General features: G+C 60.3%; 17 protein-coding genes. 11 read left to right on the forward strand and 6 right to left on the reverse strand.

Annotated elements, in window-relative coordinates:
* Window positions 1-16: 16 nt before the first annotated feature.
* Genes ACQRAX_RS04705 through ACQRAX_RS04720 form a run of 4 tightly spaced genes read left to right on the forward strand, consistent with a single transcriptional unit; the run spans window position 17 to window position 2,954 of the window.
* Complete coding sequence (locus tag ACQRAX_RS04705; protein ID WP_412039209.1) at window positions 17-1,201, forward strand: lipid-transfer protein; 1,185 nt, start codon at window positions 17-19, stop codon at window positions 1,199-1,201.
* Between the two features lie 28 nt (window positions 1,202-1,229).
* On the forward strand, window positions 1,230-1,670 hold the full coding sequence (locus ACQRAX_RS04710) for a MaoC family dehydratase N-terminal domain-containing protein (RefSeq protein ID WP_412039208.1): 441 nt from the start codon (window positions 1,230-1,232) through the stop codon (window positions 1,668-1,670).
* A 14-nt stretch (window positions 1,671-1,684) separates the two neighbouring features.
* Entirely contained in the window at window positions 1,685-2,101 is a 417-nt protein-coding gene (locus tag ACQRAX_RS04715) for a MaoC family dehydratase (protein ID WP_412039207.1), read from the forward strand.
* A 28-nt stretch (window positions 2,102-2,129) separates the two neighbouring features.
* The gene (locus ACQRAX_RS04720; protein ID WP_412039206.1) at window positions 2,130-2,954 is read left to right on the forward strand and encodes an SDR family NAD(P)-dependent oxidoreductase; all 825 of its coding nucleotides are present in this window, start codon (window positions 2,130-2,132) and stop codon (window positions 2,952-2,954) included.
* 108 nt (window positions 2,955-3,062) lie between these two features.
* Here ACQRAX_RS04720 and ACQRAX_RS04725 read toward each other — a convergent pair whose 3' ends face one another.
* The 3 genes from ACQRAX_RS04725 to ACQRAX_RS04735 all read right to left on the reverse strand — a co-directional run bounded on the left by ACQRAX_RS04725 (window position 3,063) and on the right by ACQRAX_RS04735 (window position 4,734).
* Window positions 3,063-3,515 carry a hypothetical protein gene (locus tag ACQRAX_RS04725; RefSeq protein ID WP_412039205.1) on the reverse strand — a complete coding sequence of 151 codons (453 nt, stop codon included), beginning with the start codon at window positions 3,513-3,515 and terminating at the stop codon, window positions 3,063-3,065.
* Between the two features lie 85 nt (window positions 3,516-3,600).
* The gene (locus ACQRAX_RS04730; RefSeq protein WP_412039204.1) at window positions 3,601-3,918 is read right to left on the reverse strand and encodes a DUF2388 domain-containing protein; all 318 of its coding nucleotides are present in this window, start codon (window positions 3,916-3,918) and stop codon (window positions 3,601-3,603) included.
* Between the two features lie 69 nt (window positions 3,919-3,987).
* Window positions 3,988-4,734: a hypothetical protein gene (locus ACQRAX_RS04735; protein ID WP_412039203.1), complete on the reverse strand. Its 747-nt coding sequence runs from the start codon at window positions 4,732-4,734 to the stop codon at window positions 3,988-3,990.
* A 291-nt stretch (window positions 4,735-5,025) separates the two neighbouring features.
* Here ACQRAX_RS04735 and ACQRAX_RS04740 point away from each other — a divergent pair, with 291 nt between their 5' ends.
* Together ACQRAX_RS04740 and ACQRAX_RS04745 are read left to right on the forward strand one after the other, a co-directional pair.
* Window positions 5,026-5,340 carry a hypothetical protein gene (locus tag ACQRAX_RS04740; protein WP_412039202.1) on the forward strand — a complete coding sequence of 105 codons (315 nt, stop codon included), beginning with the start codon at window positions 5,026-5,028 and terminating at the stop codon, window positions 5,338-5,340.
* Between the two features lie 146 nt (window positions 5,341-5,486).
* Window positions 5,487-6,821 (forward strand): cation:proton antiporter, encoded by a 1,335-nt coding sequence (locus ACQRAX_RS04745; protein ID WP_412039201.1) that lies wholly within the window; start codon window positions 5,487-5,489, stop codon window positions 6,819-6,821.
* Here ACQRAX_RS04745 and ACQRAX_RS04750 read toward each other — a convergent pair.
* Window positions 6,803-7,609 carry an exodeoxyribonuclease III gene (locus tag ACQRAX_RS04750; protein ID WP_412039200.1) on the reverse strand — a complete coding sequence of 269 codons (807 nt, stop codon included), beginning with the start codon at window positions 7,607-7,609 and terminating at the stop codon, window positions 6,803-6,805. The genes ACQRAX_RS04745 and ACQRAX_RS04750 overlap by 19 nt on opposite strands.
* Before the next feature lie 3 nt (window positions 7,610-7,612).
* Window positions 7,613-7,855, reverse strand: coding sequence for a hypothetical protein (locus ACQRAX_RS04755; RefSeq protein ID WP_412039199.1), 243 nt, complete (start codon window positions 7,853-7,855; stop codon window positions 7,613-7,615).
* Window positions 7,856-8,001: 146 nt separating this feature from the next.
* Here ACQRAX_RS04755 and potE point away from each other — a divergent pair, with 146 nt between their 5' ends.
* From potE to ACQRAX_RS04770, 3 genes are all read left to right on the forward strand, one after another.
* Window positions 8,002-9,336, forward strand: coding sequence for a putrescine-ornithine antiporter (potE, locus tag ACQRAX_RS04760; protein WP_412039198.1), 1,335 nt, complete (start codon window positions 8,002-8,004; stop codon window positions 9,334-9,336).
* Between the two features lie 14 nt (window positions 9,337-9,350).
* Complete coding sequence (locus ACQRAX_RS04765; protein WP_412039197.1) at window positions 9,351-10,238, forward strand: amino acid ABC transporter substrate-binding protein; 888 nt, start codon at window positions 9,351-9,353, stop codon at window positions 10,236-10,238.
* Between the two features lie 114 nt (window positions 10,239-10,352).
* Window positions 10,353-11,261, forward strand: coding sequence for a LysR substrate-binding domain-containing protein (locus ACQRAX_RS04770; RefSeq protein WP_412039196.1), 909 nt, complete (start codon window positions 10,353-10,355; stop codon window positions 11,259-11,261).
* Window positions 11,262-11,328: 67 nt separating this feature from the next.
* On the opposite strand, the gene ACQRAX_RS04775 is transcribed toward ACQRAX_RS04770, so the two are convergent.
* A complete protein-coding gene (locus ACQRAX_RS04775; RefSeq protein ID WP_412039195.1) occupies window positions 11,329-13,032 on the reverse strand; it encodes a BCCT family transporter in 1,704 nt (567 codons plus the stop codon).
* Window positions 13,033-13,431: 399 nt separating this feature from the next.
* Here ACQRAX_RS04775 and ACQRAX_RS04780 point away from each other — a divergent pair, with 399 nt between their 5' ends.
* Window positions 13,432-14,622, forward strand: coding sequence for an aromatic ring-hydroxylating oxygenase subunit alpha (locus tag ACQRAX_RS04780; protein ID WP_412039194.1), 1,191 nt, complete (start codon window positions 13,432-13,434; stop codon window positions 14,620-14,622).
* Between the two features lie 10 nt (window positions 14,623-14,632).
* Window positions 14,633-16,078, forward strand: coding sequence for an aldehyde dehydrogenase family protein (locus tag ACQRAX_RS04785; protein ID WP_412039193.1), 1,446 nt, complete (start codon window positions 14,633-14,635; stop codon window positions 16,076-16,078).
* The last annotated feature ends 2 nt before the right edge of the window (window positions 16,079-16,080 follow it).

Raw genomic sequence — 16,080 nt, forward strand, 5'->3', positions numbered from 1 at the left:
CAATAAGGAAAATACGATGAGCAGTAAGGTATTCGTAGCTGGCGTGGGCATGATTCAGTTCAAAAAGCCTGGCACCAATGAACCCTACGACGTCATGGGCGAACAAGCGATTCGCCAGGCTCTGGCCGATTGCGGGCTGGATTTCAGTCAGGTCCAACAGGCCTATGCCGGGTATGTCTACGGAGACTCCACCTGCGGGCAGAAAGCCTTGTATCGCGTGGGCATGAGCGGTATCCCACTGATCAACGTCAATAACAACTGCGCCACTGGTTCCAGCGCGCTATTCCTGGCGCGCCAGGCGGTGCAAAGCGGCGCGGTCGACTGCGCCCTGGCGTTCGGCTTCGAGCAAATGAACCCCGGCGCACTGAAGTCAGCCTGGACCGACCGCGCCCCGGCCACCGAACGCGCATTGAAACTGACCAATGAACTGGTCGGCATGCCGGACCTGCCCACCGCCATCCGCCAGTTCGCCGGTGCCGGCCACGCGCACATGCAAAAATACGGCACGCAACTGGCCACCTTTGCCAAGATTCGCGCCAAGGCCAGTCAACACGCAGCACGCAACCCACTGGCGGTGTTTCGCAATGTGGTCAGCACTGAAGACGTACTGGCCGCCCCCATGCTCTGGGAAGGGGTACTGACCCGGCTGATGGCCTGCCCGCCCACTTGCGGCGCGGCGGCCGCCATTGTGGTCTCGGAACGCTTTGCAAAAAAACACGGCCTGCGTACCGATGTGCTGATTGCCGGCCAAGCGCTAACCACCGACCTGCCGAGCACTTACGACGCCCACGACATGATTCGCGTGGTCGGTTTCGACATGACCCGCATGGCGGCCGACATCGCTTACAACCAGGCCGGCATCGGCCCGCAAGACGTCGACGTCATCGAGTTGCACGACTGCTTTGCCCAGAACGAATTGCTCACCTATGAAGGCCTGGGTCTGTGCACTGAAGGCGCCGGCGAGCAACTGGTCAACGACGGTGACAACACCTATGGCGGCCGCTGGGTCACCAACCCGTCGGGCGGCCTGCTCTGCAAAGGCCACCCGCTGGGCGCCACGGGCCTGGCCCAGTGCTACGAGCTGACTCACCAACTGCGCGGCAGCGCCGAGCAGCGCCAAGTCCAGGGCGCACGCACGGCAGTGCAGCACAACCTCGGCCTGGGCGGCGCCTGCGTGGTGACCGTGTACCAGAAAAACTGACGCGGCCAGCCTCTCAAGGACCCCTTACATGATCGACAAAAAACACATCGGCCGCGAGCTGCCGACCTTTCTCGCCACCGCCGAAGCTGGCCAACTGCGCTTTTTCGCCAAGGCCACCGGCGAAACCAACCCGATCTACTTCGATGAACAGGCTGCCCGTGATGCCGGTCACCCAGGCCTGCCATTGCCGCCGACTTTTCTGTTCTCGCTGGAGTTCCAGATCCCCTCCAACGCCTGGCGTGAAGAACTGGGCATCGTCACCGCGCGCATCCTGCACGGAGAGGAGTCGTTCCGTTATCACCGCATGGCCTATGCCGGCGACACCCTGCGTTTTGCAGTGCGCATCGCCGACATCTACGACAAGAAAGACGGTGCCCTGGAATTCGTGGTGCGCGAAACCCGCGTGACCAACCAGCACGGTGAGCACGTTGCCGACCTGCGCAGCGTACTCGTGCAGCGCAACAGCTGAAGCGGAGAACACTGATGACCACTACACACCTGCAACAGCTGAACGTCGGCGACACCCTGCCGACCCTGACGCTGGCCGCCATCAACCGCACCACACTGGCGCTGTTCGCCGGCGCTTCGGGGGACCATAACGCCATTCATATCGACACCGACTACGCGCGCAAGGCCGGCATGGCTGACGTGTTCGCCCACGGCATGCTGTCGATGGCCTACCTCGGCCGCCTGCTGACGCAGTGGGTCGACCAACGCCAGTTACGCGAATTCGGCGTGCGCTTTCTCGGCATAACCCACCTGGGTCACCAGATCACCTGCAGCGCCACGGTGGTCGAGCGATTCGAGGCCGCGGGTGAACAACGCCTCAAAGTCGAGATCCGCACCCGCAACCAGTACGGCGAAATCAAGATTGTCGGCGACGCCGTCATCGCCCTGTAAACAACCTGATAATTGAGGAGCTTCACCCATGGCAAAACTTGAAGGCAAGGTCGCACTGGTCACCGGTTCCGGGCGTGGCATCGGCCAACAGATTGCACTGAAACTGGCCAGCGAAGGCGCCCGCGTAGTGATCAACGACCTGGACCTCGACCCGGCCCAGGAAACCGCTGAGCTGATTCGTAAAATGGGTGGCGAAGCGGCCATCTGCCACGGCAACGTCAGCGCCCCGGACTTTGCCGAGCGCTACATCAAAACGGCAATGGACCATTTCAACGGTATCGACATCATCGTCAACAATGCTGGTTACACCTGGGACGACGTCATTCAGAAGATGAGCGACGAGCAGTGGTACGCCATTGTCGATTGCCACATGACCGCCCCCTTTCGCATCCTGCGCGCAGCCTACCCGGTAATCAAAGCCCAAGCGCAGGCCGACGCTGCCCAAGAGCGGGAAGTGTTCCGTAAAGTCGTCAACATCTCTTCGGTTTCGGCGCTCAATGGCAACGCCGGGCAGATGAACTACTCCTCGGCCAAAGCCGGCGTGATCGGCATGACCCGCGCACTGGCACGCGAGTGGGGGCGCTTCAAGGTCAACGTCAACGCCGTGGCGTTTGGGTTCATCGAAACCCGCATGACCAGCGCCGATGCCCATGCCGGTGCGACGGTGAACATCGAAGGCCGAGACATCCGCGTCGGGATCAGCCCGGAGGCGGCCAAGTCGTTTGCCCAGCGCAACCCTCTGGGCCGCCCAGGCACGGTGAAGGAAGCCGCCGACGCGGTGTACCTGTTCTGCTCGCCGGAGTCGAACTACATCACCGCGCAAACCATTGCGGTCGCCGGCAACTTGCAATAGGTGTTCCTGGGTTGTACCTGATCAGTGTTAACTCGGGCGCAAATCAAGCCTAACCCGCAAAGCAAAACGCCGTCCAAATAGCACTGGACGGCGTTCTTTGGCCGGGCTTCAAGGCGTTACCTGATACCCCTTGCCTTGTAAGCAGCTGGTATAGGCCGAGGCGTTGGTCGACTCGCTAGTCCTGCGCTGCTCACGTCGATCTTGACGTTGTCTGGAAGCACCAACCACTGCACCGGCAGCGGCGGTTTCCTTGGCACGGTTTTGCCGGTAATCCTGCTTAACATCATCATCGACGCGATCAGAAATCTCGTCATGCTGATTTTCCCGAACGCCAGCCCCCACCGCCCCCGCAGCGGCTCCCACCGCCGCGCCTTTGATCCGCCCACCGCTGGGCGTCGAGGTACTGCTCGAGGCACTATTGGCGATGCTGTGGCATTCGTTCATGTCCAACTGCACTTGCTGGGAACTCTGGCCCTTCATCGGCACTACAGTTTCGGCGTTTGCCTGGGCATTGCACAACGCCAATGCCACGCAAAGGCTTACCGACGACAACCTGAACATGATGACCTCCGGATCCTGTGCCTGCTTCGGGAACCGAAGCCGTCTGATTCAGTGTAGATCCGATGCCCAGGCAGGCGCACTGTATTCAACGTTCGCTGCCCAGCTCATCCTGAGTCAGGATCGCCCGGGCAATTTCTTCATCGCTGGCTTGCAAGCCAGGGTTTTCCTGGCGCACACGCTGCATCATCGATTCCAGATAGACGCCACGAATCGCGCCGCCACTGGCGATGAACGAAGAGGCATCATCACGGGCCGGAATCACTCGTTTGTCATCCTTGAAGGTGGAGTACAGCGAAGCCGATACTCCTGCCGAAGTGGCGACATCACCGGCGTCGACATCAGCCAGGGCCGCACCGAAGGGCAGGCAAAGAACAAGCGAAGAAGCAAACAATAAACGACGCATGGTGATGCCTCCGCAAATAGAGTACCTACGTCAGATAAGATACTCATCGTGCCAGGCAAGTTCCCCAGCCTATTGCACCGGCAGGAAATTCATCAGCAACAGGCTTTGCGCATAGTTCAGGCCAATGCGCCGGTAGCGTTCATCGAGCAGCTGCGCCAACAGGTCTAGCCGCGAGACGATCTTGCCGAACTCGACGGCGAAACTGAGGTTTGCGCCCTCTTCTGAAAACTCATTTGAAAACAGCAGCAACACGCCGTTGGCATCCTGGCGCTGACTGAGCATCCAGGTGGCCTTTTCGATGTTGCGTGCGGCGTTGTTGACGAATTGCGGGTCGATGGTGTCGGTCATGAAAAACTCGGTACGACCACCATGGGCGGTGACCAGCATGCTACCGATGGCATAGATGAAGGCGCCGACCCGATCACCGCGAAACTCCGGGCTCAGAGCATAACTCAGCGCCGCGAGGTCGCGCCGCTCGCCCAACTGTGGCAAAGGCAGACGCTGCTCGATGGCCTGACGGATCTGGCGCTCGGCGGTGGCCGGATCTACGAATCCCGATTGCCGCCATTGATTGGGATTGCGCTGGTACAGCTTGTTCATCAGCAGGTACAAGCTGCGCAGGTTGTCGCGCATGGCCAGGGTGGCCATGCGGTCGACGCTGGTCTGAAACAGTTCCTGTGGATTGCCCTGGCTCAATTGCGTGGCGATATCACGGCCTTGCTGCTGACTGCAGGCGCTGGTGCACAGAATCAACACCCCCGCCAGCCATGGCTGGCAGTGAATGCGCAATGAGCGAACAAGTGAGCATTGGACCATCGGCACCGGGTCTGGGAATACGCACCGCGCCGGGGATCAGCACGGTCTGTGCCCTACATAGAGCCGTGAATCGCCGAAAAGTGCCTTTCAACTTTTTTCGTTTGAGCTTACTGGGTCTTAAGGATTTGTCCGGGTAGCCGCATGGGAGGCACAGCAATCTGTTCGAAAAACACGATAATTAGTTTGCGATTTCGCCGTTGAACTGCAGATTTTTTCAGCCAATTGCATTCGCACTCTAGGCACTCAGCAAGGGTCCCAATAGCAATGTCCTCAATTGCATTGGAGTCCGCCATGTCAGACACCCACCACTGCTTTGCACCTAAGGCCTGCCGCAAGTTCGCCCTGGAACAGAATCAGCGCCTGTTCCGCCAAGCCTGGCAACTCGATCATCAAGCCTTTACATTGCTCGACCACCCGCAATTTGACGCCGAATACTTCGCTCAGTACCAGCACCTGCGGCGTAAAGCGCAGTGTCGTTATCAGGAAGCCATCGAGCACCTGACCTTAATCCATCATGAGTTCGCCGACACCTTGCAGTCATCGCCCGAGAGCACGGCTCGCCCCTGCAGCCAGGCGCAATTGTCGGTCGCTGCATCCTGCACATGAGCAGGTGGGGGTGGAACTGACGATGCAGCCGTTTCGCGACGAACACACCGACACCGACGGCGCTCTGCAGCATTTGGAACCCACAGCGGCTAGGGCCCTCGAATGTACAAGGCACGCATCTGGCGTGTGGCAACCGGGGTGGCGCCATGAACTTCATTGTCTGGGTAGCGGTGCTGGGTACAGTGCTGCTGACTCTGGCGCTAACCTCCTCTTACTTGCGCTGGCTGCCGGTGACGACCTCAGTGGTTTGTTTGGCCCTTGGCGTGGCTATCGGCCCAGCGGGCCTTGGTCTGCTGCAGTTGAACCTGGCGAATGCCGCACCTTGGATGGAGCATCTGACTGAAGTTGCCCTGCTGTTTTCGCTGTTCGTCAGCGGGCTCAAGCTGCGTCTGCGCTTCAGTCGGCGCATGTGGCGGGTGGTCCTGGGTTTGGCCGGGCCGTTGATGCTGCTGAGCATTGTCGGCCTGAGCCTGTTGCTGCACCTGTGGTTAGCGTTCTCCTGGGGCTTATCACTGCTGATTGCGGCTATCCTCGCCCCCACTGACCCGGTGCTGGCTTCGCTGGCACAGGTCAGTGATGCCAAAGATCAAGACGCCCTGCGTTTTGGCCTCTCGGGTGAAGCGGGGCTCAACGACGGGGTGGCCTTCCCCTTTGTATTGCTCGGTCTGCTGTTGATTGGTCAAGCGCAACTCGGTGCCAGCGCCCTGTTGCATTGGGCCGGACATGATTTGCTTTGGGCGGTAGTCGCCGGCCTGGCACTCGGCTACGCCATGGGTCAGGGCGTCGGCCGCCTAACCCTGGCGTTGCGCATCCGCAATGATGACAGCACCGTGTCGCCCAACGATTACCTGGCCTTGGCCCTGATTGCCCTGGCCTACGTCGGTGCCGAACTGATCCAGGCCTACGGCTTTCTCGCGGTGTTTGCCGCCGGGCTCGGCCTGCGCCGTACTGAAATGAGTTCCAGCGATCACGCCGCAGTGCCGGCCGAGCACCTGGTCCAGCCGCTGGTTGGCCATCATCCGTTGGAGCCCGATCAGGCGGTACACGGCGACACCCGCCAGTTGCAAGGCAAGCAGGTCGCTGCCGGGGTGATGATGGGTGACATGCTCGCTTTCGGCAGCTTGGTCGAACGCTCGCTGGAAGTGTTCCTGGTGACCTTGCTCGGAGTCAGCCTCGCCAGCCATTGGGATTGGCGCGCCGTGGGTGTGGGGCTGGCGCTGTTCCTGCTGATACGTCCGCTGGGCACCTTGCTGATTCCCTGGGGTGCCCTGCTGGACCGCCAGCAACGTTGGCTGGCCGGATGGTTCGGCATTCGCGGGATCGGCAGTTTGTATTACTTGTTCTATAGCCTCAACCAGGGCCTAAGCCCGGCGCTGGCGAGCGCCTGTATCAACCTGACCTTGTCGGTGGTGGCATTGAGCATCGTCGCCCACGGGCTGAGCACCCAACCATTGCTGGCGCGTTATGAAGATGCCCCCTGACGCCGCTTGCGCCGGCCAAGCTCGATCCATACCGGCGCGTGGTCGCTGGCATGCGGTTCGTTACGCACCCAGGCGTCGACACCGGCATTGCGCAGCTGCGGCGCCAGCACCGGGTTGAGTAACAAGTGATCGATGCGCAACCCCGAGTTCTTCTGCCAATGCTGGCGAAAGTAATCCCAAAAGGTATACACCCGCTCTTCGGGATACAGATGGCGCACCGCATCGACCCAGCCCTGATCCAACAGGCGTTGATAGCAGACGCGGCTTTGCGGTTGCAGCAAGGCGTCCTTGAGCCAGGAGCGCGGATTGTAGATATCCAGATCGGTAGGTACCACGTTGTAGTCCCCGGCCAGAACCACCGGCAGTTCACTGGCTTGCAATACAGCTGCATGGACGATAAGGCGCTCGAACCAGGCGAGCTTATAGTCGAATTTGGGGCCTGGCTGCGGGTTGCCGTTGGGCAAATACAGGCAGCCAACCAACAGGCCATGGACAGCGACCTCAAGGTAACGACTCTGGCTATCTTGCATGCCTGGGAGGCCGCGTCGGCTTTCCAGGGGCTGGGCGTCCAGGGCCAGAATCGCCACGCCATTCCAAGCCGCCTGACCGTAATGCAACGTGCCGTAGCCGAGCGCTTCGAAATCAGCTGCAGGAAAGTGTTGGTCGGACGCCTTGAGTTCCTGCAGGCAAACCACATCGGGGCGTTCGCGCTGCAACCAATCAAGCAGGTTAGGCAAGCGCGCGCGTAGGCCATTGATATTGAAGGTGGCGACCTTCAGGGCTTTCATCGCTTAAGTATCCGGGTCATCCAGCTTGGCCTCCACCGCATCTTCCAGTGCTTTGAAGTGTGCCTCGTCGGCCAGGGCTTGCAGCGCCAGCCAATCATCCCAGTCGATCGCTCCGTCATCACGCAAAGCCTCGGCGGTTCGGATCAACGCCTTGTGGTAGAAGTCCGGCGACTCGCGACGATAGCTTTCATCATCGTACTGCGCGTACCAGGCTTCAAGTTCTGCAATCGTGCGTTCTATGGACATCGCTACGCTCCCGAGCCTCTCTGTGAGCCAGCTTCTCAATAGAAAAACCTCAGCGCAGGACGTTCCAATTTTTCCTGACAATTGCGCTGCAGGCGCGCAGATGGCCTATACCCAATAAGCCGAACATCAACGCATCGGGGACAGGTATGGCTGAGTCGAAAAAAATGGGCCTGGTCGGGCTCACTACCTTGGTGACGGTCAATATGATGGGCTCCGGCATCATCATGCTGCCCACCAGCATGGCGCAGCTTGGCGCGGTGTCGTTGCTGTCGTGGGGCGTGACGGCAATTGGCTCCATGGCCATTGCCTACAGCTTTACCCAGTGCGGTGTGCTGTGTACCCGCCCTGGCGGCTTGTCAGCCTATACCGAGGAGGCGCATGCCAAATCGGGGTTCTTTCTTTGCTCGTACCTGTATTTTTTGTCGCTGGCGATTGCCAACGTCGCCGTGGCGATCTCCGCCGTGGGTTACATGACCGCGTTCATTCCCTGGCTGGGGAGCGGTGCCATGGCACTGTTCATCGGCACCGCCGGACTGATCTGGCTGACCATCGTCGCCAACTTTGGCGGGCCGAACATTACCGGCAGGATCGGCGCAATTACGGTGTGGGGGGTCATCATCCCCGTTGCCGGTTTGAGCGTAATCGGCTGGTTCTGGTTTGAAAAAGAGGTGTTCGCCCAGGCCTGGAACCCCAACCAATTGCCGATCTGGGAGGCCATTGGTAAGACCATCCCCCTGACGCTCTGGGCTTTCCTGGGCATGGAGTCAGCCGCCCAGGCGTCCGACGCGGTGGAAAACCCACAACGTAACGTGCCCCTGGCATGCCTGTTCGGTACGCTTGGGGCGGCAGTGGTGTACGTCCTCTCGACTACCGTGATCCAAGGCATCGTACCCAATCTGGAACTGGCCAACGCCTCGGCGCCCTTCGCCCTGGTCTACGCGAAAATGTTCAACCCGGTGATCGGCAACATCATCATGGCGTTGGCCGTAATGGCATGCATCGGCTCGCTGCTGGGTTGGCAGTTCACCCTGGCGCAAACGGCGAAAATGACGGCTGATCAAGGCATGTTTCCCTCCTTGTTCTCCAAACTCAGCAGCAGAAACGCACCGATCATCGGCATGTTGGTATGCGGTGTGTTGCAGACTGCCATGGCCTTGTCGACCGTCTCACCCAATGCCAGCGCCCAGTTCGGCAAGCTGGTAAGCCTGGCGGCGGTGACCAACCTGATCCCTTACGTCACCGCCCTCACCGGCCTGCTGGCCATTATGTACAAGGCGCGGGTGAGCGCCGCGGTGTACAGCCGCAATACCCTGGTGCTGCTGGTGGCGGTAGGCTACTCGTTGTATGCCCTCTATGCCTGCGGCATGGAGGCGGTGCTCGGTGGCGCCCTGGTGTTGGCCTTCGGGTACCTGCTGTATGGTTTTCTGGCCGAACGTTTCATCATCCAGCAGGCGGCGGTTGAACGCGCCGAGCTGCCTTGAACGGAGGCTGGCCGATGAACAACGCCCTACTTGCCTGTGTGTTCGGCTTGCTGCCGCTGTTGGCCCATGGCGATACGCTTGAGCGGGTTCACACCAGCAACAGCCTTACCCTGGGCTACCTGGCGGATTTTGCGCCGTTCAGCGTACAACGCGGTGACCAGGCCCAGGGGTACGCCATCGATGTGTGCCAGAAAGTCGCCGAACAGGTGAAAGCAACATTGAGCCAGCCGGCTCTGCAGGTGCGCTATGTACCGGTGAACCTGGTGGATGAGATCAGTGCGGTCAGCAGTGGCCGCGTCGATATCCTCTGCACGCCAACGGTGGCCAGTCTTGAGCGGCGCAAGCAGGTGAGTTTTTCAGTGCCGGTGTACACCGCTGGGGTGGCTGCTGTGGTGCGTAAGGATGCAGCACCGGCCTTGCTCAAGGTGCTCAACGGCAAGCAGGCGCACAACGGCCCGACCTGGCGCGCCACGCTCAACCACGGTTTGGCCAATCAGACGTTTGCGGTGGTATCAGGTGGAGTGACCGAGCAGTGGGTTCGTCAGCAACTACGGACACTGGGGGTGATCGCAACAGTGCTTACTGTCGAGGGTAATCCAGCAGGGCTTGCGGCGGTCGCTCAAGGTCGGGCAGATGCATTCTTCTCGGAGCGCATGCTGCTGAAGAACTTGCTCGCGAGGCCGGAAAGTGATTCATCACTGCGCCTGTTGGAGCGCATCTATGAGTATGCGCCGGTGTCGATGGTGTTGCCCCGCGCAGATGAGGATTTTCGCTTACTGGTGGATTCGGTGATCAGTGCGATGTACCGGTCGGGGGAAATTGAGCAGGCTTACGGGACTTATCTGGGTGGGGCCACTGAGCGAGACAGACGATTGTTCAAGCTGTATGCGATGCCTTTGTAGGAGGTGTAGGGGCTGAGGCTACATCCCAAAATTAATTCCAAACCGCCACCCTGGCGACTGAACTGATCACTAATATAGAGCGGCTAAGAATAAAAATGAGTGGAATCCCAAATCGTGAAAATCCAGCCTCTTCCCCCGCTCAACAGCCTGCATGCGTTTGAGTCTGCAGCCCGTCATTTGAGCTTTACCCTTGCTGCCAGGGAACTGAACGTCACCCAAGGTGCAATCAGCCGTCAGGTTCGCCTGTTGGAAGACTACCTGGGCAAGGCACTGTTCACCCGCACCACCCGCACCATGACCCTCACTCCCAGCGGTGCGCAGTACTACGAAACAGTGCGTGAGTGCATGCTGCACCTGGCCCGCGCCACCGGCGAGATTCGCCAGTGGCAAGGCAACCAGCAAGTCACCGTGGCCACCAGTACCGCCATGGCCTCGCTGTGGTTGCTGCCCAAGGTGTCGGAATTCCAGAACGCCCATGAAGACATCGATCTGCGGATCATCGCCCACGACCATGTGAAGGATTACACCAGGCTCGACAGCGACCTGGCCCTCTACTACTGCAATCCACCGCCCAAGGACATGGCGGTCACGCCGCTGTTTTCAGAAGAAATCTTCCTGGTGTGCAGCCCGGCCTATCTGGCCAGGCACCCGCAACTGAGCAGCATCGAAGGGTTGTCGTCGTGTACCTGGCTGTGGCTTGAAGACTCCCAGCGCGATTGGGTCGGCTGGCCCGAGTGGCTCAAGCGCCTGGGGTACGAGCCCATGACACCCAAGCATCGCGTCAACATCAACAGCTACAGCATGCTGATCCAGTCGGCGATCAGTGGCCAGGGTGTGGCGCTGGCCTGGGGCAACCTGGTGGACGATGCGTTGAGCACCGGCGCGCTGGTCAAGCCCAACGATGTGGTACTGCAGACCGACGCCAAGTTCTGCCTGCTGGAGTTGCCTACCGAGCGTGGCCCGCGTGAAAGCGTGCGGCTGTTCCGGAATTGGTTGATGGCCCAGCCTTCAGTACAGAAATAGACGCCCAGAAACGCAAAACCGACAGCTTATGGCTGTCGGTTTTGTGCCTTTCCAAGCCGGGTTGTGCTCAGCCGGCTTTCTTCGCCGTTAGCCCCATATCAAGCCCCCCGCCTGCCAGCGTTCCACCCACCGGCGTGATGCCTTGCGCAAGAGCCCCCGGGATTGGCAGGCGCCCACCCGGCGGCACATCGAGCAGGCCGTCAGCCATCTCCTGGCGCAAGCTGCGCATCAGCGTGTAACTGATCAGCAGGATGAACCCCGCAATCGGCAAGCCTGCCGCGATGCTCGCCATCTGGATCGCCTTGAGCCCCCCCGCCATCAGCAGGGCCGTGGCAATGGCGCCCTCCAGGATGCACCAGAGCAGGCGGATACTATGCGGCGGGTTGGCACTGCCCATGGCGTTCAACGTACACAGCACCTGAGTGCCGGAGTCGGCCGAGGTGATGAAGTACGTCGCCAACAGGATGCAGACCAGCACGCTCAGCACCTTGCCCAACGTACCCGCGTCGATCTTGTGCAGCAGGGTGAACATGGCAGCGGTGGTTTCCTGCTTGGTCGCCAGCAATACCGTGCCACCTTCGAACTTAGCCTTGTCGCCCTGCAGCTCACCACTCGCGACCAGTTCTGCGTGCTGTTGACGATCGACCTGCTCAGCCTTGAGCGCGGCACCACCGAACACCGACATCCAGATGATGGTCACCAGGGTGGGTACCAACAGTGCGCCTGCGATCAGTTCACGAATGGTGCGGCCTTTTGAAATTCGCGCAATGAACAGACCGACAAACGGGCCCCAGGTCATCCACCACGGCCAGTAGAACGCCGTCCACCAGTTCTGCCAGCCGCTGTCTTTCTGAGTATCGCTCCAGAAGCTCAGGCCCACTACATGGCTGGCATAGTCTCCGGTGCTTTCAAGCATCAGGTTGAGGATGTAGCGGGTTGGCCCCAGCAGCAGGATCATCACCACCAGCACCACCGACAACAGCATGTTCCATTCCGAGAGGCGCTTCATGCCACGCGACACTCCGGCCATCACCGATACGGTGGTGACCATGGTAATGAGCACAATCAGGGTGATCTGCACCCCCAGGCTGATGGGCAGATCGAACACCTGACTCAGGCCGGTGTTCATTTGCACCACGCCCAGGCCCAGCGACTGGGATACACCGAACGCGGTAATCACCACAGCAAGGATGTCCACCACATGTCCGATGGGCCCATAGATGCGCTCACCGATTAGCGGGTAAAGGATCGAGCGCATGCTCAGCGGCAAGCCCTTGCGGTAGGCAAAGTAGGCAAGGCCCAGACCGACGATGGTGAAAATGGCCCAGGGATGCAGGCCCCAGTGGAACAGGGTGATGCGCATGGCAGTGGTGGCGGCTTCGTCGGTGAGGCCGGTGGCGAACGGGTTGCCCGCGTAATGCCACATGGGTTCGGCAACCGACCAGAAGATCAGCCCGATGCCCATGCCGCCACTGAACAACATGGCGATCCAGGAGCCGAAGCTGAACTCGGGTTTGTCGTCATCACGTCCCAGCTTGATATGCCCGAACTTGCTGCACATCAGATAGATCAGCAGCCCCAGTACACCCGTGACGGAGATCAGGTAGAACCATTTGAAGTTCTGCAGGATGAAGTCGGAGGCACTTTGAAAAGCCGCTGCTGCATGTTCGGCAAACAGGGCGCAAAACAGCACGAAGGCTACAACGGCCAGTAACGACCAGATCGTCACGGTGGGATTGAGGCCTTTGAGCAGGCCAGATTCGGCACGCATTGGTTATCCCCTATTGTTTTTGTTCAAGGGTTTGATGTCACGGTTTGGGTAGAGCCGCTGCCACAGGCAGGTGCCGGATCCCTGGCGGCGGTCTTCCCGCAGGCCCAAGGCGCGGCACGCTCCCTTGGGCCCTATCAAAATGGGAGAATTGCCAGCACTTCGACAAACCATTTCTAGTCATCAATTAATTACCAAAAGTCATTAATCTGAAAAGTCCCAAACATGACCGTTCATCAACTATTCCTTTGCCATTACCGTCACTCACGAATAAATCATTAATGATAAAAACTGATAAATCGCACTCAAATAAATCGTTTGTCGCGCACTCCTTCTCTTGCTGAAACTGGTACCAGGCATCAAGGCATTGCCTGCCGTGCATCTAACAAGAGAAAACAAAAAATGACCGTATCGACTGATTCCCGCCTTATTCCCGTCCACGCCCTGGAAACCGTTCTGGCGCCTATCCATGAAGCCCACGGCCTGACCAACGAGTTCTACACCGACCAGCGCTATTTCGAACTTGAGCGCGACGAAGTGCTGGGGCGCAACTGGGCTTGCATCGGTTTTGCCAGCGACCTGCCGAGCAACAGCTACGTCAAACCGGTCGACTTCATGGGCCTGCCGCTATTGATGATGCGCAACCGCGAAGGCCTGGTGCAGGTGTTCCATAACGTCTGCAGCCACCGCGGCGTGAAACTGGTGCAACAGGCGGGTGAAGTGCAGGGTGTGATCCGTTGCCCCTACCACTCCTGGACCTATGACCTGAACGGCGGCCTCAAAGGCACGCCGCACGTCGGCGGGATCAATCAGCACAAAGACGAGCGTTTCGCGTGCGAGAAGCATGGCCTGAAAGCGCTGCGCACCACGATCTGGATGGACATGGTGTTCATCAACCTGTCTGGCGACGCACCGGCCCTTGAAGAGCAACTGCAGCCGCTGACCGAACGCTGGGCCCAGTTCCTGGGCACTGACGGCATGAGTCTGCTGCGCCGTGAAGCGAACAGCGGTGCCATGAGCATCGAGGTCAACTGCAACTGGAAGCTGGCGGTCGAGAACTACTGCGAGGCCTACCACCTACCGTGGGTGCACCCGAGCCTGAACAGCTACTCGCGCCTGGAAGACCACTACAACATCATGTTCGAGGAATTCGCCGGCCAGGGCAGCCACGCCTACAACCTCTCGGCCGTTGCCGGCACCCATTTGCCGATCTTCCCGTCCTGGCCGCAGGACCGCCTGCGCACCGCCGAGTACGTGGCATTCTTCCCCAACGTACTGCTGGGCATCCAGGCCGATCATGCGTTCGCCATGATGCTCGAGCCGGTGGCGCCGGGTAAAACCATAGAGCACCTGCGCTTGTTCTACGTGGGTGACGAAGCACTCGACAGCCATTACGACGCCTCACGCAAAGCGGTAATGGAATCCTGGCGCGTGGTGTTCGCCGAAGACATAGCCTCGGTCGAAGGCATGCAGAAGGGCCGCTCCTCGCCAGGCTACAGCGGCGGTGCGTTCTCGCCCGAGATGGACCTGCCGACCCATTACTTCCACAAGTGGGCTGCCCGCCAACTGCTCGACTGCGCACATCGCGCCTGAGGTGATCACCATGCATTCGATAGCCCCGCACTGGCTGAACTTCATCGACGGCCAGTGGACCGACAGTGAGCAGCACCTGAGCATCCACAACCCCGGCACCAGCGACCTTGTGGCGACCATCGCCCAGGCCAGCGTGGCCGACGCCGAACGCGCCCTGCAGGCCGCCCGGCGTTGTGCGGATAGCAACGCGCTGAGCCGCGTGCGCCCTGCGCAGCGAGTGACCTGGCTGCTTGAGATTGCCACGCAGATTCGTGCAATCACCGACGAAGGCGCGTGGGTGCTGTGCCAGGAAAACGGCAAGAGCCTGCGCGATGCCCGTGACGAGTTCGTCGAGGCCGCGCGCTACTTCGAGTACTACGCCGGCATGGCCGACAAGATCGAAGGCAAGTCGATTCCGCTGGGCGACGGCTACATGGACTTCACCGTTTACGACCCTATGGGCGTGTCGCTGCAGATCGTGCCGTGGAATTTCCCGGTGTCGATCTGCGCCCGCTCCCTGGCCCCTGCCCTGGCGGCCGGCAACGCGGTGGTGATCAAGTCGCCGGAGCTGTCGCCGCTTGGTCTGTGCGTGCTGATGCAGGCCATCGAGCTTGCCGGCCTGCCACAGGGTGCGGTCAACCTGATTTGCGGCCGTGGCCGTGAAGTCGGGGCCTACCTGGCCGGCCATCGCGATGTCGACCAGATCGTCTTCACCGGCTCCGTCGGTACCGGCCAGAGTATCCTGCGCACTGCCGCCGAACACGCGATTCCCAGCGTGATGGAACTGGGTGGCAAGTCGGCCGCCCTGGTGTTCCCGGATGCCGATCGCGAGCAACTGATCACCAGTGTGAAAAGCGGAATCTTCTTCAACGCAGGCCAGGTGTGCTCGGCCATGTCGCGCCTGCTGGTACATCGCTCGATCTACGACGAGGTTGTCACTGACGTGGTAGCGATGGCCGAGGGGCTGACCGTGGGCCTGGGCCAGGACAACCCCGACCACACGCCAGTGATTTCTGTCGGCCAGCTCGAAGGCATCGAGGCCCTGTGCCGACGTGCCCAGCAGCAAGGCGCGGTGGTCGCCACCGGCGGCGAAGCCATCAGCGGCCTGCGCGGACACTACATGGCGCCAACCGTACTGCGCGATGTGACTGCGCAGATGGAAATTGCCCAGACCGAAGTCTTCGGCCCTGTGCTGGCAGTGATCCCCTTCGACAGTGAAGAAGAGGCCATCGCCATTGCCAACGGCACCGAGTTCGGGCTGGTGGCCGGCGTGTTCACTCAGGACCTCAATCGCGCTCTGCGCTGTGCGCGGCGCCTGTGCGCCGGCCAGGTGTTCATCAACGAATGGTATGCCGGTGGCATCGAAACGCCGTTCGGCGGCGTTGGGCTTTCAGGCTTCGGACGGGAAAAAGGCCAGGAGGCACTCTACAGCTACGTCAGGACCAAGAACCTGGCCGTGCGTATCAAGGGCGAGTGAGG

The sequence above is a fragment of the Pseudomonas sp. UM16 genome (assembly GCF_050312595.1).
Taxonomy (GTDB): Bacteria; Pseudomonadota; Gammaproteobacteria; order Pseudomonadales; family Pseudomonadaceae; genus Aquipseudomonas.

What these genes read in the sequence shown, in the direction of transcription:
- ACQRAX_RS04705 (WP_412039209.1), top strand. Translation starts at nt 17, where the DNA reads ATGAGCAGTAAGGTATTCGTAGCTGGCGTGGGCATGATTCAGTTCAAA.
- potE (WP_412039198.1), top strand. Translation starts at nt 8,002, where the DNA reads ATGGCTGAGTCGAAAAAAATGGGCCTGGTCGGGCTCACTACCTTGGTG.
- ACQRAX_RS04735 (WP_412039203.1), bottom strand. Translation starts at nt 4,734, where the DNA reads ATGGTCCAATGCTCACTTGTTCGCTCATTGCGCATTCACTGCCAGCCA.
- ACQRAX_RS04750 (WP_412039200.1), bottom strand. Translation starts at nt 7,609, where the DNA reads ATGAAAGCCCTGAAGGTCGCCACCTTCAATATCAATGGCCTACGCGCG.
- ACQRAX_RS04725 (WP_412039205.1), bottom strand. Translation starts at nt 3,515, where the DNA reads ATGTTCAGGTTGTCGTCGGTAAGCCTTTGCGTGGCATTGGCGTTGTGC.
- ACQRAX_RS04765 (WP_412039197.1), top strand. Translation starts at nt 9,351, where the DNA reads ATGAACAACGCCCTACTTGCCTGTGTGTTCGGCTTGCTGCCGCTGTTG.
- ACQRAX_RS04715 (WP_412039207.1), top strand. Translation starts at nt 1,685, where the DNA reads ATGACCACTACACACCTGCAACAGCTGAACGTCGGCGACACCCTGCCG.
- ACQRAX_RS04740 (WP_412039202.1), top strand. Translation starts at nt 5,026, where the DNA reads ATGTCAGACACCCACCACTGCTTTGCACCTAAGGCCTGCCGCAAGTTC.
- ACQRAX_RS04710 (WP_412039208.1), top strand. Translation starts at nt 1,230, where the DNA reads ATGATCGACAAAAAACACATCGGCCGCGAGCTGCCGACCTTTCTCGCC.
- ACQRAX_RS04785 (WP_412039193.1), top strand. Translation starts at nt 14,633, where the DNA reads ATGCATTCGATAGCCCCGCACTGGCTGAACTTCATCGACGGCCAGTGG.
- ACQRAX_RS04775 (WP_412039195.1), bottom strand. Translation starts at nt 13,032, where the DNA reads ATGCGTGCCGAATCTGGCCTGCTCAAAGGCCTCAATCCCACCGTGACG.
- ACQRAX_RS04745 (WP_412039201.1), top strand. Translation starts at nt 5,487, where the DNA reads ATGAACTTCATTGTCTGGGTAGCGGTGCTGGGTACAGTGCTGCTGACT.
- ACQRAX_RS04720 (WP_412039206.1), top strand. Translation starts at nt 2,130, where the DNA reads ATGGCAAAACTTGAAGGCAAGGTCGCACTGGTCACCGGTTCCGGGCGT.
- ACQRAX_RS04730 (WP_412039204.1), bottom strand. Translation starts at nt 3,918, where the DNA reads ATGCGTCGTTTATTGTTTGCTTCTTCGCTTGTTCTTTGCCTGCCCTTC.
- ACQRAX_RS04780 (WP_412039194.1), top strand. Translation starts at nt 13,432, where the DNA reads ATGACCGTATCGACTGATTCCCGCCTTATTCCCGTCCACGCCCTGGAA.
- ACQRAX_RS04755 (WP_412039199.1), bottom strand. Translation starts at nt 7,855, where the DNA reads ATGTCCATAGAACGCACGATTGCAGAACTTGAAGCCTGGTACGCGCAG.